The 15,134-nt window shown below is 47.0% G+C and carries 18 protein-coding genes; 11 read left to right on the top strand and 7 right to left on the bottom strand.

From position 1 onward, the window contains the following. The first annotated feature begins 43 nt into the window (after positions 1–43). Positions 44–1,404, top strand: a protein-coding gene (locus DN92_RS06805; RefSeq protein ID WP_173959528.1) for an IS3 family transposase whose coding sequence is annotated in 2 segments (ribosomal slippage) — positions 44–503 and positions 503–1,404 — 1,362 coding nt in all. Because the reading frame shifts where the segments join, the coding sequence is not laid out codon by codon here. A gap of 96 nt (positions 1,405–1,500) precedes the next feature. On the opposite strand, the gene DN92_RS06800 is transcribed toward DN92_RS06805, so the two are convergent. From DN92_RS06800 to DN92_RS06790, 3 genes are read right to left on the bottom strand one after another with little or no spacing between them, the layout of a single operon-like run. Beyond that, complete coding sequence (locus tag DN92_RS06800; protein ID WP_173960523.1) at positions 1,501–1,725, bottom strand: TOBE domain-containing protein; 225 nt, start codon at positions 1,723–1,725, stop codon at positions 1,501–1,503. A gap of 8 nt (positions 1,726–1,733) precedes the next feature. Further along, positions 1,734–2,609 (bottom strand): ABC transporter substrate-binding protein, encoded by an 876-nt coding sequence (locus DN92_RS06795; RefSeq protein ID WP_173960522.1) that lies wholly within the window; start codon positions 2,607–2,609, stop codon positions 1,734–1,736. A gap of 5 nt (positions 2,610–2,614) precedes the next feature. Further along, on the bottom strand, positions 2,615–3,439 hold the full coding sequence (locus DN92_RS06790; RefSeq protein ID WP_173960521.1) for an ABC transporter substrate-binding protein: 825 nt from the start codon (positions 3,437–3,439) through the stop codon (positions 2,615–2,617). A 74-nt stretch (positions 3,440–3,513) separates the two neighbouring features. Between DN92_RS06790 and DN92_RS06785 the strand changes: the two genes are divergently transcribed. The 10 genes from DN92_RS06785 (at position 3,514) to DN92_RS06740 (ending at position 9,960) form a co-directional block, all read left to right on the top strand. Further along, positions 3,514–4,539 (top strand): substrate-binding domain-containing protein, encoded by a 1,026-nt coding sequence (locus DN92_RS06785; RefSeq protein WP_173960520.1) that lies wholly within the window; start codon positions 3,514–3,516, stop codon positions 4,537–4,539. Between the two features lie 10 nt (positions 4,540–4,549). Next, complete coding sequence (gene modA, locus DN92_RS06780) at positions 4,550–5,317, top strand: molybdate ABC transporter substrate-binding protein (protein ID WP_173960519.1); 768 nt, start codon at positions 4,550–4,552, stop codon at positions 5,315–5,317. 149 nt (positions 5,318–5,466) lie between these two features. Continuing rightward, the gene (locus DN92_RS06775; protein ID WP_173960518.1) at positions 5,467–5,859 is read left to right on the top strand and encodes a c-type cytochrome; all 393 of its coding nucleotides are present in this window, start codon (positions 5,467–5,469) and stop codon (positions 5,857–5,859) included. A gap of 54 nt (positions 5,860–5,913) precedes the next feature. Then, complete coding sequence (locus DN92_RS06770; RefSeq protein WP_173960517.1) at positions 5,914–6,189, top strand: SemiSWEET transporter; 276 nt, start codon at positions 5,914–5,916, stop codon at positions 6,187–6,189. 73 nt (positions 6,190–6,262) lie between these two features. Further along, positions 6,263–6,955, top strand: coding sequence for a fumarylacetoacetate hydrolase family protein (locus DN92_RS06765; RefSeq protein WP_173960516.1), 693 nt, complete (start codon positions 6,263–6,265; stop codon positions 6,953–6,955). 97 nt (positions 6,956–7,052) lie between these two features. After that, positions 7,053–7,211 (top strand): DUF5993 family protein, encoded by a 159-nt coding sequence (locus DN92_RS06760; RefSeq protein WP_173960515.1) that lies wholly within the window; start codon positions 7,053–7,055, stop codon positions 7,209–7,211. Positions 7,212–7,226: 15 nt separating this feature from the next. Then, positions 7,227–7,790 (top strand): disulfide bond formation protein B, encoded by a 564-nt coding sequence (locus DN92_RS06755; protein WP_217426015.1) that lies wholly within the window; start codon positions 7,227–7,229, stop codon positions 7,788–7,790. 18 nt (positions 7,791–7,808) lie between these two features. Next, a complete protein-coding gene (locus DN92_RS06750; protein WP_173960514.1) occupies positions 7,809–8,810 on the top strand; it encodes a Bug family tripartite tricarboxylate transporter substrate binding protein in 1,002 nt (333 codons plus the stop codon). A 122-nt stretch (positions 8,811–8,932) separates the two neighbouring features. Continuing rightward, positions 8,933–9,439: a hypothetical protein gene (locus tag DN92_RS06745; RefSeq protein WP_173960513.1), complete on the top strand. Its 507-nt coding sequence runs from the start codon at positions 8,933–8,935 to the stop codon at positions 9,437–9,439. Between the two features lie 35 nt (positions 9,440–9,474). Beyond that, a complete protein-coding gene (locus DN92_RS06740; protein WP_173960512.1) occupies positions 9,475–9,960 on the top strand; it encodes a glycine zipper family protein in 486 nt (161 codons plus the stop codon). Between the two features lie 9 nt (positions 9,961–9,969). Here DN92_RS06740 and DN92_RS06735 read toward each other — a convergent pair whose 3' ends face one another. From DN92_RS06735 to rho, 4 genes are all read right to left on the bottom strand, one after another. Further along, complete coding sequence (locus DN92_RS06735; RefSeq protein ID WP_173960511.1) at positions 9,970–11,361, bottom strand: MATE family efflux transporter; 1,392 nt, start codon at positions 11,359–11,361, stop codon at positions 9,970–9,972. Positions 11,362–11,364: 3 nt separating this feature from the next. Then, the gene (locus DN92_RS06730) at positions 11,365–13,092 is read right to left on the bottom strand and encodes an ArnT family glycosyltransferase (RefSeq protein ID WP_173960510.1); all 1,728 of its coding nucleotides are present in this window, start codon (positions 13,090–13,092) and stop codon (positions 11,365–11,367) included. A gap of 133 nt (positions 13,093–13,225) precedes the next feature. Next, positions 13,226–13,573: a type B 50S ribosomal protein L31 gene (locus DN92_RS06725; protein WP_173960509.1), complete on the bottom strand. Its 348-nt coding sequence runs from the start codon at positions 13,571–13,573 to the stop codon at positions 13,226–13,228. A gap of 158 nt (positions 13,574–13,731) precedes the next feature. Continuing rightward, complete coding sequence (gene rho / locus DN92_RS06720; RefSeq protein WP_046330324.1) at positions 13,732–14,994, bottom strand: transcription termination factor Rho; 1,263 nt, start codon at positions 14,992–14,994, stop codon at positions 13,732–13,734. Positions 14,995–15,134: the final 140 nt, after the last annotated feature.

Genomic DNA, 15,134 nt, shown 5'->3' with positions numbered 1-15,134 from the left:
CACAAAAGTTGGACACCCAATCCAACTCAACAGGGTCAGTCTCATGTCCAAATACAGCAAAGAGTTTAAGCTAGTAGTTATTCAGCATTACCTCTCCGGTAGGGGTGGTTTTAAAACTATTGGAGATCAATACGGCGTTAAATACGCCTATGTTCGCAAATGGGTTCATGCTTACAAAGCCCATGGCCCACACAGCCTCAATCAGAGTTACGTCCAGTACACGCCTACCTTCAAGCTATCTGTCTTGCAGCATATGGGGCAGCACCAGCTCTCCATTAATCAAGCGGCAGCCCACTTTAATATCCCCGCACCCAGCACGATTGGTCAATGGCAACGTCTTTACAATGAAGGCGGTATCACAGCCCTAGAACCTAAGCCCAAGGGACGGCCACCCATGTCAAAACCCTGTAAACCATTTATTCCGACTAATAAGCCGGTGACCCAGATGACTCCACAAGAGCTCATGCAAGAGCTTGAGTACCGCAGGGTGGAGACTGATTACCTAAAAAAGCTCGAGGCCTTAGCCCAGCAAAAACACTTGGCAAGCAAGAACAAGCCCAAGTAATTACTGAGTTAAGGCAGCAATACCCCTTACAGATCATCTTGGCTGTCGCCAAGATGGCTAGAAGTGTTTATTACTACCAGGTGGGGCTTAGTAAGCAGACTGATCCCTATCTTGCAGTCAAGACCCAGATCAGCGCCATCTACCATCGCCACAAAGGGCGCTATGGTTATCGGCGAGTCCATTTGGAGCTCGGTAACTTGCAACACTACCTTGATCCTAAGACTGTACAAAAGCTCATGGGACAACTTGGACTCAAATCCACCGTTCGCCCTAAGCGCTACCAGTCTTATAAGGGGTCTGTGGGTAAGGTAGCCCCCAACTTGCTAGAGCGCCACTTTGTAGCTAGCAAACCCAATCAAAAGTGGGTTACTGATGTCACCGAGTTCAATATCGGAGGGCAGAAGGTGTATCTCTCACCCATCTTAGATCTATATAACCAAGAGATCATCTCCTATGAGATTGCGGATCGACCACAGATTAGCTCAGTCATGCAGATGCTCCAAAAAGCTTTTAAGCAACTAAAACCAAAAGATAAACCCATGCTGCACTCAGACCAAGGCTGGCAATACCGGATGGGTATTTATCAGCAGGCCCTGCACCAGCAAGGCATTACTCAGAGCATGTCCAGGAAAGGTAATTGCTTGGATAACGCTGTCATGGAAAACTGGTTTGGAGTGATGAAGACCGAGTTCTTCTACCAACAGAAGTTTGAGACTATCGAATTATTTAAAGCGCAACTGAGGGAATACATCGACTACTACAACCATGATCGGATCAAACAAAAGCTAAAGGGATTAAGTCCAGTTAATTACCGAACTCAATCCCTCGTGCTAACCTAATTAAACTGTCCAGCTTTTGTGGGTCAGTTCAAATGCGGGCCTTTTGTACAACAAGAAATGATTCAGGTCTAGTTAAATGTCTGATTAAGCGCCCGATTAAGCGTCCTTAGCAATCATGACGTCAGAGGCCTTAATTACACCCCAAGCCTGATCACCCACCTTGAGATTAAGTTCATCTACAGCCTCATTGGTAATCGATGCGGTCACGATATGACCCCCACCAATATCCAATTTCACGTGAGAAGTAGTTTGACCCATTTTGAGTTCAACAACTTTGCCACTGAGGGTATTGCGTGCGCTGAGTTTGACTTTAAGTTCCATGATTTTTCCTAGTAGACATATTGTTTAGCATAGACAGCATCGTTGTAGAGCGGCTCTTTATATTGAGCTTTTCCGTAATTGCGAATAATGGCCTGACCTTCAGCAGATGCCACAAATTGAATAAACTTCGCAGCAATATCGCGATTCTCAGTGGCGCCTACAGGAGCCACTAAGGCGTCATAGGTATTGACGAGGTAGGGATCACCACGGTACAAAATTTGCAAATCAGGAGCGATATCCTTTTCTGCAACCCAGGTACTGCTATCGGTCATGAAATATGCCTTATCTGTATTGGCTCGCTTCAGTGAGGCTGTCATAAAGTCATTGGTTAAGATATACCAACTCCCTGCAGGTGCAATGCCTGCCTTTTTCCAGATATCCATTTCCTTTTGGTGCGTGCCGGATTTGTCACCTCTGGAGATGAAATTAGCCTGCACCTTCGCAATCTTTGCATAGGCATCTGCGCCACTGGTTGAAGATTTGATATTAGCTGGATCTGCTTTAGGACCAACAATATAAAACTCGTTAGAGCCAATAAGCGTTCTGCCGGTTGCCCATCCCTCAGCAATAGCCTTGTTAACGCCGTCAGGTGCATGCACCATGATCATGTCAACCTGCTGACTTTTCAGTAGATTGAGGGATGCACCACTTCCAGCCTTAATCCACACCAGGCGCGCACCTTCTTTTTTATCAAAGGCTTCACCAAGTGCCTGTAATAGACCTAGTTCCCCAGGACTACCCGTTGCTAATTTAAAACTCTTAGCGCCTTGTCCATACGTGGCCTCTACTTTTGGAGGGTTGGATTGCGCGATGGATGTTTGCATGCCAAGCCCCATGAGTAGAGTGGTGAGCAGTGCGCTGATTAGTAGGTGTGGATTTCTCATGAGCCTTATTTCTTAGCGTTAGGGAAGAAGAGTTGCTCGCCACCGATTTGATAGCTAGCAATGACGTCTTGACCGTTCTTAGAGGTAATCCAATCAATAAATTCTTGGCCTTCAGCTTTTTTCACATGAGGATACTTGGCTGGGTTCACCAACATGACACCGTATTGGTTAAAGAGTTTTGGATCACCTTGAACAAGAATAGTAAGATCGCCGCGATTCTTAAAGCTGAGCCAGGTAGCGCGATCAGCCAAGATGTAAGCATTCATTCCTGAAGCAGTGTTTAAAGCTGGACCCATGCCTGATCCAGTTTCTTTATACCAAGTAGGACCGGGCGCTACAGAAACACCAGCATCCTTCCAATAGCGCAATTCAGCAGCGTGAGTGCCACTTTTATCGCCGCGAGATGCGAAGGGTGCTTGTGCTGCAGCAATCTTTTGAAATGCGACTTTGATATCTTTGCCGCCAGCAATTTTTGCTGGATCTGACTTTGGCCCAATTAACACAAAGTCGTTGTACATCACTTCAGTACGCTTGGTGGCAAAACCTTCGCTGACGAACTTTTCTTCAGCCGGTTTGTCATGTACAAAAACCACATCAGCATCACCACGACGGCCGATATCGAGTGCCTGGCCTGTACCCACGGCTACTACTTTGACATCGATACCTGTTTTCATTTTGAAAATTGGCAACATGAAGCCAAATAAGCCGGATTGTTCTGTAGAGGTAGTGGAGGACAGCACAATACTTTTTTCTTGTGCAAAGGCAGGGCTGGTAAATAAAGTGACCGCGGTGATGGCGGCAGCCAATATTCGGTTAAATGAGGGTTTCATTTGAATTCGCTTCCTTGTATATGTTCGGTTAAGATTTGACATAATACAAACAATGAATATGCAAAAAATTACATATGAGAATTCAGATTCGGCCGACCCTTGTTTTTGGTAATAAAAACGCAAAAGATCCGGCTGTTGTCGACTTGGTATGGCTCTGTAGCTTGCTAAAAGACATTGAGCACGGCAAAACCTTGATGTCTGCCTGTAAAAAGATGGGGCTTTCCTATCGCAATGTTTGGCAAAAACTCAATGAAGTTGAGCAAGCTCTAGGATTCAAGCTCATGGACAGAGTGAGGGGCCATGGGTCCCAACTATCTGAATATGCCAAATACTTGATTCAATTTACCGATGATTTTGATCAAAAGACAATGCGTTTAGGTCAAACCAGCCTATCGCACTTAGAAGAAGGCTTTGCTGAGTTTAGGGTCAAGGCAAAAAAACAGTGGCGACTCGCTAGTAGTAGTGACCCGATTATTCAGAAGGCGGTAATGGATGTCGGCGGCTTTGAGTTAAGCACGGCAGGATCAGGCGAGGCTTTAGAGCGTCTACTCAATTATGAGGTTGATATTGCAGGCTTTCATATCTCTGATGCACCAAGCTCTCAGATTATTTCGCAGCGGCTAAAAAAAGAGGGGATGAAAATATTTCCAGTAATGAAGCGTGTTCAGGGCTTGATGGTGGCAAAAGGCAATCCTCACAACATTACCTCCCCAAAAGATCTCTTGCGAACGAAGATCCGCTTTATTAATCGACAAAAAGGGTCGGGCACTCGTCTACTACTAGATAAGGTTTTGAATAAAGAGGGAATCGACCCACGCGCTATTAAAGGCTACGAGAACGAAGAGTTCACCCACTCCGCGATCGCGATGTCTATTTTGGCGAAAAAGGCAGATGTAGGCATGGGCGTGAAGAGTGTCGCCATCGAGAATGGCCTCGACTTTATTCTATTAAAAGACGAAATCTTTTTCTTGGCTATGGGTGAGGAGCTGAGTACTAATAAAGACCTTGCTAGACTGATGCGAAAAATTCGGGCGCTTTCCGGTGAGACTCCGGGATACAAGTCAATTGGCTTGAAGAGACAGATTGCAGGTTGGCTATAAACTATTCCACATGAGAAAAAGTATCGGCCTGTTGGGATTGCTGCTATGGAGTCTACTGAGCTCTTTTGCTTATGCGCAGCCAGTCACTATCGCCATAGCTAGCAATCTCAAGCCAGCATTTGAGGAGATCATCAAGGGCTTCAAGCAGGTTTATCCCCAAGGTAGCAATATTCGAATTGTGTATGGATCATCGGGTAATCTCGCCAGCCAGATGAAGCAGGGCGCACCCTATGATTTGTTTATCTCTGCAGACGAGTCTTATCCCCTGCGATTGGTAGAGGCTGGCCTGACTCGTGATCGCGGAGTGGTTTATGCGACCGGGCATTTGGCGCTTATTACAAATTCTGCCGCTGGTCTCAAGTTAAGTGCAGACCCGGAAAGTATTAAAACCTTGCTGAGAAACGCTCAGAAGATCTCGATAGCCAATCCTGATTTGGCGCCTTATGGTAGAGCCGCCGTTCAGTATCTTCAGGCGATGAAGTTATGGGATGAGGTGCAGGGGCGCTTGATATTCGCAGAAAATATTTCCATTGCGACTGTTTATGTAAGTACTGGAGCCATCAAGGTTGGTATTACTGCTTTATCTCTAGCAAAATCTCCTGAGTTGAGCTCAACGATTCAATATCTTGCTTTGCCGGATGATTTATATGAGCCTATTTTGCAACGCATGGTTCTCAAGCGAAATCCGCCACTTACCGCAGTCGCACTGTATGACTATCTTCAGGGAGCTGCTGCAAAGCAGATCTTGGTGAAAAACGGTTACTCTATCCCTCGATAGGGTTAAGTAATCTTTTTTGGGGTCTAGAGTCTTTACAAACCAACGGATGGCAGCTTATTACAGCTACGTTTAGGGCGATTTTTGGGCGGCTAAGTGCAAATTGAGATACATTGTCGTTAATCACGATGAACTACTAATTGGTGCTCCACATGAACTTATCACTCCGCCTATGGATTCTGGCTCTTGCCTGCGTTCTCAGCCTAAACGCATTCGCTGAGCCTGGTGAGAATACCTACAAACAAGTCTGCGCAGCTTGTCATAGCTCGGGCGTTTTGAATGCGCCTAAGGTTGGAGATAAAGCAAAGTGGGCACCCTTGATTGCTGAAGGGCAGGTTGTGTTGACAGCGCATGGCTATGTTGGCGTACGCAGCATGCCTGCTAAGGGTGGTAATCCCAATCTCAGCGTTGAGGGTTTCTCGGATGCGGTAGCTTATATGGTCAATAAGTCTGGCGGCAACTGGAAGTCGCCCGATGCAAAAACACTTACCGCCATCAATAAAGAAATTGAAGCGCGTAAGGCTGACTTAAACAGGAAAAAGTAAACTCAAGATTAATCCCCTCACTTAATCTACTTGCTTAACCACCTCACCATTTCAATGGATCTGCAGCCACACCAAATCGAAATCATTGGTTATTGCGCCGCATTTCTGACAACGATTGCCTTTCTACCTCAGGCTATTCAATCGTGGCGCACTCGAGATCTTTCTGGCATCTCAGTAGGGATGTATAGCCTTTTTACTGCAGGAGTTGGTTTGTGGCTGATCTACGGCCTCATTATTGAAAAGTGGCCCCTCATTTTGGCCAATGCCTTGACCTTTGCCTTAGCGCTGAGCATTCTGGTGCTCAAACTTCGCGCTGGCCCAACAAAATGACATTCTTTTCGGGGATGTCATAATTTATTCAGCATTTATATAAAACCCTAGATTCCATTTAGAAAGGTTATTCATGAGCACTACTTACGTTATCGATCCACCAATTGTTGCTTCACTTCCCGTGGTGGGTGATACCCGTCGTTTTGCTGTGAACCGGATTTATTGTGTTGGCCGTAACTATGCTGATCATGCACGTGAGATGGGCCATGATCCTGATCGCGAGCCACCATTCTTTTTTATGAAACCAGCGAACTCGATCGTCACAGATGGCAAAGATATGGCATACCCGAATCTTTCTCAGGATGTGCATCACGAGATTGAGATGGTTGTAGCCATCGGTAAAGGCGGTGCAAATATTCCTGCTGATAAAGCGTTAGAGCACGTCTATGGTTACGGTGTCGGTTTAGATATGACTCGTCGTGATCTTCAAGGCGAGGCGAAGAAGATGGGGCGCCCTTGGGATACTGGCAAAGCATTTGACCAATCTGCTCCTTGTGCTGCCATCACGCCTGCTGCGCAACTTGGCCACCCTAGCAAAGGTAAAGTGACATTGTTGGTAAACGGTGAAGTACGCCAAGAAGGTGACCTCAATCAATTGATTTGGAATGTTCCCGATACCATCGCCTATCTCTCTACTTTATTCACGCTGGAACCAGGTGATTTGATTATGTCGGGCACCCCCGCAGGTGTTGGTCCCGTTAAAAAGGGTGATGTGCTTGAGGGAATGGTGGAAGGTCTAACACCACTCAAAACTAAGATTGTTTGATCAAGTTCAGGATAGGGTTTATGACCCCCTCCTGAGCAAAAGACCCTTCTAAAGGCTTGTTTTTCAGATCAAGATCGACCTGAGATAGAATTCTTCTATGTACATGTTCCTACCTTTTCTGACAGCCTTTATCGGCCTAGTCCTGGTATGGTTTGAGAAACGTCTGGCCGCTTTAATCATGCTGGCCATTACTGTCGGCATTCTGATGTTCTGGTTCCGAGTGCATGCCACAAGTCATCTCAATATTAGTCTGTGAGGAAATGCGATCACTGTGAGTAAGTTTGCCTCTCCTTCTCTAGCGGGCCTTGGTAACCAGTTGGCTTTGGTTGCCATCATTGGCATGCTGTCATACGCTTTTGTAGATCAGATCTACTTTGGTGAACTTCCATGTCCACTATGTCTGATGCAGCGTATGGGTTTTGTCATTATTGGTTTTGCGCTGGTGCTCAACATTCGCTGTGGTGCGCACTCAGCACATTATGGGTGGGGCATTATTGGCGGCCTAGTCGGGATGATGGTTTCTTTGCGTCAAGTGCTCTTACATATTTTGCCTGGCGATAAAGGATTTGGCGCAACTTTTCTAGAACTGCATTTTTATACTTGGGCGTTTGTTGGTTATGTTGGTTTGATTGCTGGCCTCGCTATTTTGCTGATGTTGCCGAATCGTGATGTCCGCTCTCGTTCATTGATTGCCAATATCTTGGTGATCTCATTTATTACTATCGTTTTTGCTAACCTGGTGTCCACCCTGCTGGAGTGTGGCATTGGTCCTTGTGCAGATGATCCTGTTCAATACGATGGATGGATTTGGTTGTGCAACCGTTTTGGTTTTTAATCCAGCCTCAGTGATTGCATGACGGTAGTGTCAGGACTCATAAAGAACTTAGCATTACTGCTGATCTGCATCATCTTCAACAGCCCCGCTCAAGCTCAAACTAATAAATCCAATGGCGCCTGGCCTAAACAAGCAATTCGGATTGTGGTGACCTTCACCCCTGGTGGCGCCCCCGATGTTCTGGCGCGCGTACTCGCTGAAAGTTGGCAGCAAAGTTTAGGTGTACCCGTATTGGTTGAAAATCGCCCTGGTTATGGTGGCAATATTGGTGCCGACTTAGTAGCTAAGAGTGAGCCGGATGGCTACACCTTATTAATCGGTACGGTAGGTATTCATGCGATTAATGGCGCTCTGTATGACAAATTAGCCTTTCATCCGATCCACGATTTCACGCCTATTAGTTTTTTAGCCAGCACCCCTAATGTGTTGGTGGTGAACAAGAAGTTGGGTGTGAACAACCTGCATGAGCTGATCGAGCTGGCCAAAGCGAAACCCAATGAACTGACGTTTGGATCATCCGGAGTAGGAACGTCTTTGCATATGTCAGGTGAATTGTTTAAGGAAATGGCGGGCGTCCAAATTCGTCATATTCCGTATAAGGGTCGGGCGCAATCATTGCCTGATCTAATTAGTGGGCGTATTTCGATGCTCTTTGACAATCTTTCCTCATCTTTGCCCCTCATTAAGTCAGGAGAGGTGCAGGCTTTGGCGGTAACCACCTTAAAACGCTCCCCAGCCGCTCCGGAGATACCAACCATGGCTGAGCAAGGCTTGCCTGGATTTGAGGCAACCTCGTGGTTCTCGCTCATGGCGCCCGCTAACTTACCACCTGGCTTGCAAAAGCGCTTAAATACCCTGACTCGTCAAGCCCTGAATCAAGCTGATGTTAAAAACAAGCTTCTAGCAAGCGGGCTTGATCCTGCACCAGGCAGCCCCCAAGACCTCTCCAAATTGATTCAATCTGAAACCAATAAATGGGGTAGAGTCATTTACAGATCAGGCGCAAAATTAGAGCAATAGCCTTTTACGGTGATGTGATCATTGATTGAATAAATAAGTCAATAAAAACCCCAATTCCTGTCAGCCTGGATTTGGATGAAGCGTTATAGGTAGTAGGAGGCGACCAACTAATAGGGTCCACTATGAAAACAAGCCAAAAGCAACTTCAATTACTTGCATACAAAGCAGTCCTGACACTTTTCAGCGCAGCCGGTTTAATCGCGCTCGCTCCTCTCACAGCCCAGGCTGGCAATGTTGGCTGGGCGGTCTCAGTTGGCGGTGGTTACGGTGGAAGCTATGGAGGTGGTTGGCGACCGGCAGCCTATGGTCCAGCGTATGGTCCAGCGTATGGCCCAGGGTGGGGCGGTGGGTGGGGTCCTGCTTGGCGTGGTGCTTATTACGGCCCAGGCTACGGCTACCCTTATGCGGCAGGCTACTATTCGCCACCAGTGGTGTTCGCAGCTCCTGCAACCCCGTCACAACCGATGGTATTGGCAGCGCAACCACAACCACCGGTTTGGTATTACTGTGAAGCTAGTGGGCAATATTTTCCGTATGTACAAAGCTGCGCTTCGGGCTGGCAAACACAGCCAGCAGTACCGCCGTCTAGTGCATCAAGCAACGCTGCACCTAAACGCACTCAAAACTGATTCAATTAACAGAAGAAAAGATTCAAGGACTGAATATGAAACGCACTGTACTGACTCTGATCGCAATTAGCTCCTTAGCTGCTTGCGTGTCCGCACCAACTGGCCCAACGATTGCTATCATGCCGCGCGAGGGAAAGCCTTTTGAAGTATTTCAGCAAGAAGACCAGCAATGTCGTGAGTTTGCTGCGAATGCAATCAAAGATACAAGTAACGCCGCATTAAAAGAAGGTGCGACTAGTGCAGCCATTGGCGCTGCTTTGGGTGCAGCGGCCGGCGCAGTCATTCAAGGTGGAAGTAGTCAAAACATTGGAACCGGTGCCGGCATTGGTTTACTTGGTGGCGCTGCTTTAGGCGCCATGAATTCTTCTGGGAAACAAAATCAAGGACAGGTGCAATACAACATTGCTTATCAACAGTGCATGTATTCCAAAGGCAATCAAGTTCCTAGCTATCCAGCGCAGGGAGGGAAATCTAATTACGCTCCTCCCAATACGAATAGCGGCTTCAGACCTATTCAGTAAGTCGGATTACTAAACCTCGACCGGCGGATGCGTTTTCTCAAAGCGCGCTGCCGTTCTTCTGAAGAGGTAAAGCAGTAAGAGTGCAGCTAGGCCTAAACTCAAACTGTTGCCAGCCCAAAAACCGCTGGCACCTTGTAAAAATTCTGGGGTATTGCCAAATACATTAAAGCCCATCAAGTAGCCGCCACCAAGCCCAACACCCCATAGTGAACCTGCGTATATGAGCATCGGCCAAAAGGCAATACGATAGGCGCGCAGAATAAATGCCGCGGTAATTTGTAGGGCATCAAAAAATTGGTAAAAGGCGATAAACAAAAACAGTGGAATCGAAAACGCCTTCACCTCTTCGGGTGGATCATAAAGATCCAATAGGGCCACTCTAAATATCCATACCGCTATACCAATACATACGCACAAAGTAGTGGTGAAGAATACTGCTGACCAACCAATTTCTTCGGCACGCTCTTGTTTGTTCGCGCCAATCGATTGCGAGACTAAAGTCATCGTTGCAATTGAAAGAGATAAGGGGACCATATAAATCACGGTTCCCATATTGGCAATAATTTGATGTCCCGCTAAAGCAGTGGTACCGAGACGGGCGATGAACAGCGACATAAAGGTAAATGAGGTTACTTCAATCAAGTAGCTAAAACCTATCGGTGCACCCAATTTGAGTAGCGTCCAAATACGATGCCAGTCAGGCCAACTAAAACGTGCGAATATCTTGAAGGGTTTGTAAAAGCGGTCAAATAGTACGAAGCCTAGAGTAGAGATGAGCCAGAACCAGCTGACGAGGACAGTTGCAACGGCGCAACCAGGCCCGCCCATACCTTCGATCCCAAAGCCACCATAAATAAATAAGAGATTGAGTGGCAGTTTTAAACCGAGACCAACGAGTTGGACGACTGTAATCACCGTGGGTCTTGAGACGGCATTGTGTAAGGCGATCAAGACGCGCATCGCCATACTTGCTGGCAATCCAATCGCCAGAATGCTGAGATAAAGACGGGCCTTACCCTCAATATCGAGCGTGACTTGTGAAATTTCTAATAAAAGATCGGCATTGAGTAGGATTACACATCCTAATAACGTGAGACCCACAGCTAGCCACATCGCTTGCCGGACCTCCTCACCAATTTCACTAAACCGTTTAGCGCCAAAGAGCTGTCCGGCAATTGGTGCCAGCGCAGAGATAACCCCAGTAAGGCCAACATAGATGCTTATGAAAATAGCTGAAGCCATTGCTAGGGCTGCCAAGTCATCAGCAGAGTAGCGGGCTGTCATAGCAGTATCTAAAACGCCGAAGGCAATCACTGCCAGCTGACCAATGAGTATCGGTCCGGCCAGCTTTAAAAGGGAGGGAACATCCTCGCGCAAACGCGATAACTTAAAGTGCAGCACGATTTATTCTTTGCCTGCAGGTGTAATTTGGTAAAGGCGCAGACGCTCATCTCGGTCTGCTGCGCGGCGATCTTCCCAAAGCAATTCAATTGTCTTTTTATTCAGGCTAGCGTATGCCTTTGCCTCAAGAGAGCTATGGGTCAGCATGAGATTACAGCTAGGATCATCACGTAAAGGTAGTTTAGTGAAATAGCTAAATGAGGCTAATTGAGCGGGGCCTAGGTTGCTGGTATCAATGCATCCGGGGGTGTTAGCAATAATGCTTACCAAACGATCGGAGACATAGCGGTAGGTCTTGGCGTAATTAATAGTTGGCAACCACAATGTCATTAATAGCACCCACATGAGCGTCGTGCCGGATGCGGAAATAATGAGGCAGCGCCAGATTTCTTTTGGAGCACGAGAAGTTCTCCAGCGCACAATTGCCAGCCACACGGCAGTAATCAGGAGGGCAACTATAAAGCCGATGTAATCAAATTGCGCCTGGAAGCCAGGTAAGAGACGCGCTAAATTGGCGGCAGTAGATTCTGGATAGCCGGTAATTTTTGCTAACCAAATAATCCAAATGGCCAAGGCAATCATTGTGAAGCTAAACATCGCAAACCAGTCGATGAAGCTAATGAGGCTGCGTTTCAAAATTGGCAAACTAAATGCAGCAATGATCGAGAGACTCGGAATCAAAATGATCAAGTCATGTTCATTGGCTTCAAGTCTGAACAAAACATAAATTAAGCAAGCGGCAAACAAGCTGAGTGGAATGCAAAGATGAGGTGCGCGCCATTGACCTGCTTCTTTTACTCGACCCCAATGTGCGAGAGAAATGATGGCCAATGGCCAAATTGGCCAGGCATAAGCCCAAAAGTTCACACTCAAAAATCCGAGGGACTCAATGGACGGAGTGGGTCGCATTTCTGGCACATTGCGCCAGCCCTCTAATGCAGTATGCTGCCATTCTGGAGTCAGGTTACCGAGATACCAAAGTGCTGGCCAAATGGCAAAACCAATGAGGCCCAATACAGTGCTAGTTAAGGTCCAGCGAAAGCGCAACTTGGCATTACTGGCAATCACTGCAATGATGGTAGAGCTCACGATGAGTAAGCTGAGCGTGAGATTGCTGGAGAGGGCAACAATCGCTATTCCGAGGCCAGTCCACAGACCGCCTTGCCAGGGCTTATCTAGCCCACGTACTGTGCCGTACAGCACAATACTGATACCCATGAGCTGCGCCATCATTGGCGTGGTCTCATGGGCGCGTTGCGCCAGACCGATACAGGCCAAGAAAATCAGCAATGCCCCATCAGCCAATGTCATGCCGTAGTTTTTACGGCCCGGTTGACCGCCAACTGCTAGTGCCATTGGTTGTACCTCTTGGCGACGGCCTAAAAGGTAAGTGGCGTACCAAATTGCCAGGGCGGCAGAAAAGAAACAGATTGCGGAATAGAGACGAGCAGCATTACTCATGCCGATTAATGGACCAAACCAATCCATGAGGGTGGCACCTAGCCAGTATGGGAAAGGCGCCCCAAGAGAAGTATCGCGACCAGCTAAGTGCGGAACAATCCAATCCAGTGTTTTGCCCTGCTGCAAAGCCCACATGCCACCAAAGCCGATAGCATCTTCATTTTTCCAGGGATCGCGTGCAAAGAGTCCAGCTAGACCATAGATCAAGGTCAACGCAAAAATGATAATGCGGGGAATCGAGGTGGTAGCAGCGGCGGTGAGTTTAACCATGCGTTAGGTAGCTCAAGTAGGGCAATGCAAATTAGTACATCTACAGCGGGCAATAAAAAAGGCAGCAAACGCTGCCTTCATTATCTCGCAGGGGAGGGCGAATGCCCAATCCCTGTATTGAGTAAGCCTATTATTAAGCCTTCTTTTTAGCTGGCTTTTCAGCAGCTTTTGCTTCTGCAGCAGCAGCTTTTTTCTCAGCAGTTTTAGCGGCGCCATCACCAGCTGCCTTAGCAACTGCTTTAGTACCGAACTTCTGACGGAATTTCTCAACACGACCTGCGGTATCCATAATCTTTTGGGTGCCAGTGTAGAAAGGGTGTGACTCAGATGAAGTCTCGATCTTGGACAATGGATATTCCTTGCCATCTTCCCACTTGATTGTCTCTCTAGTAGACATAGTGGAGCGAGTCTTGAAGCTGAAGTTATTAGAAACGTCTACAAAGACGATTTCACGATATTCGGGGTGAATGCCAGGTTTCATTATTGAGTCCTATTAGCAGGCAGCCGTTTGGTGGAGGTATATAAACACCGGACCCAAATACTTACCCAAGTTAAATGCAAATTAGTAAAGCAGTAAAGGCGAAATTATGCCATGAAATCAGCAATAAAGCCCGCTTTTACCTACTTGGAATGGTTAAATTAGCCACCCTTACGCATTAAATCGAAGAATTCACCATTATTTTTGGTGGATTTGAGTTTATCGACGATAAAGTTCATCGCCTCAATATCGTCCATATCGGCCAGCAATTTACGTAAAACCCAAATTTTCTGGAGGTTTTCTGCTTTAACCAGCAATTCTTCACGGCGGGTGCCGGACTTGTTGAGGTTAATCGATGGGTAAACACGACGCTCAGCCAAACGACGCTCAAGGTGAACTTCCATGTTGCCGGTACCTTTGAATTCTTCATAGATGAGGTCATCCATACGGCTACCAGTTTCAATCAAGGCGGTTGCAATGATGGTGAGTGAGCCACCTTCTTCAACGTTACGCGCTGCACCGAAGAAGCGCTTTGGACGTTGTAATGCGTTTGCATCCACACCACCAGAAAGTACTTTTCCGGATGAAGGAATCACGGTGTTGTAAGCACGAGCAAGGCGGGTAATCGAATCGAGCAAGATGATGACATCTTTTTTCATCTCTACCAAGCGCTTCGCTTTTTCAATCACCATCTCGGCAACTTGAACGTGACGCACTGCTGGCTCATCAAAAGTCGAGGCAACCACTTCGCCGCGTACAGAGCGCTGCATTTCAGTAACCTCTTCAGGACGCTCATCAACAAGCAATACGATCAAGATCGCATCAGGATTATTTGCAGAGATCGCATGAGCGATGTGCTGCATCATCACGGTCTTACCGGACTTAGGTGAAGACACGATCAAGCCACGCTGGCCATAGCCAATCGGGGAGATCATGTCGATGATGCGACCAGTTAAATTTTCTTCAGCTTTGATATCACGCTCTAACTGAATGACACGATTTGGGTGCAGTGGCGTTAAGTTCTCGAACATGATGCGGTTCTTCAAGGCCTCAGGAGCCAAACCATTGATCTTGTCCACTTTAACTAGTGCAAAGTAACGCTCACCATCTTTAGGGGTACGAACTTCACCTTCAACGCTATCACCAGTATGCAGGTTAAAGCGGCGGATCTGTGCGGGAGAAATATAGATATCGTCCGGAGAGGCCATGTAAGAGGCATCTGGAGAGCGTAAGAAACCAAAGCCATCAGGCAATACCTCCAAAGTACCGTCACCGAAAACGGATTCACCTTCTTTAGCGCGCTTCTTGAGAATGGCAAACATCAATTCTTGTTTGCGCATCCGTTGGGTGTTTTCAATTTCCAGGCTAGCTGCCATTTCAAGCAGGGCGGATACGTGGAGTACTTTGAGTTCAGATAATTGCATGTGGTTCTCGGGTGTAAATAAGGATATGAATGTGTTTTGGGGTATTGCTGTCTAGATGGACATCAGACAGATTTGGGGAAAACAGAAATTTGGGGGAGTCTACTAAAAAGAGGGGCACTGAAAGTGCGTTGGAATACTGA

Origin of the sequence: Polynucleobacter arcticus, from assembly GCF_013307205.1 — a bacterium.
In the GTDB taxonomy this organism is placed as follows: domain Bacteria; phylum Pseudomonadota; class Gammaproteobacteria; order Burkholderiales; family Burkholderiaceae; genus Polynucleobacter; species Polynucleobacter arcticus.
The sequence above is the reverse complement of the archived record's forward strand: the minus strand, read 5'-3'. Positions and strand labels throughout refer to the sequence as shown.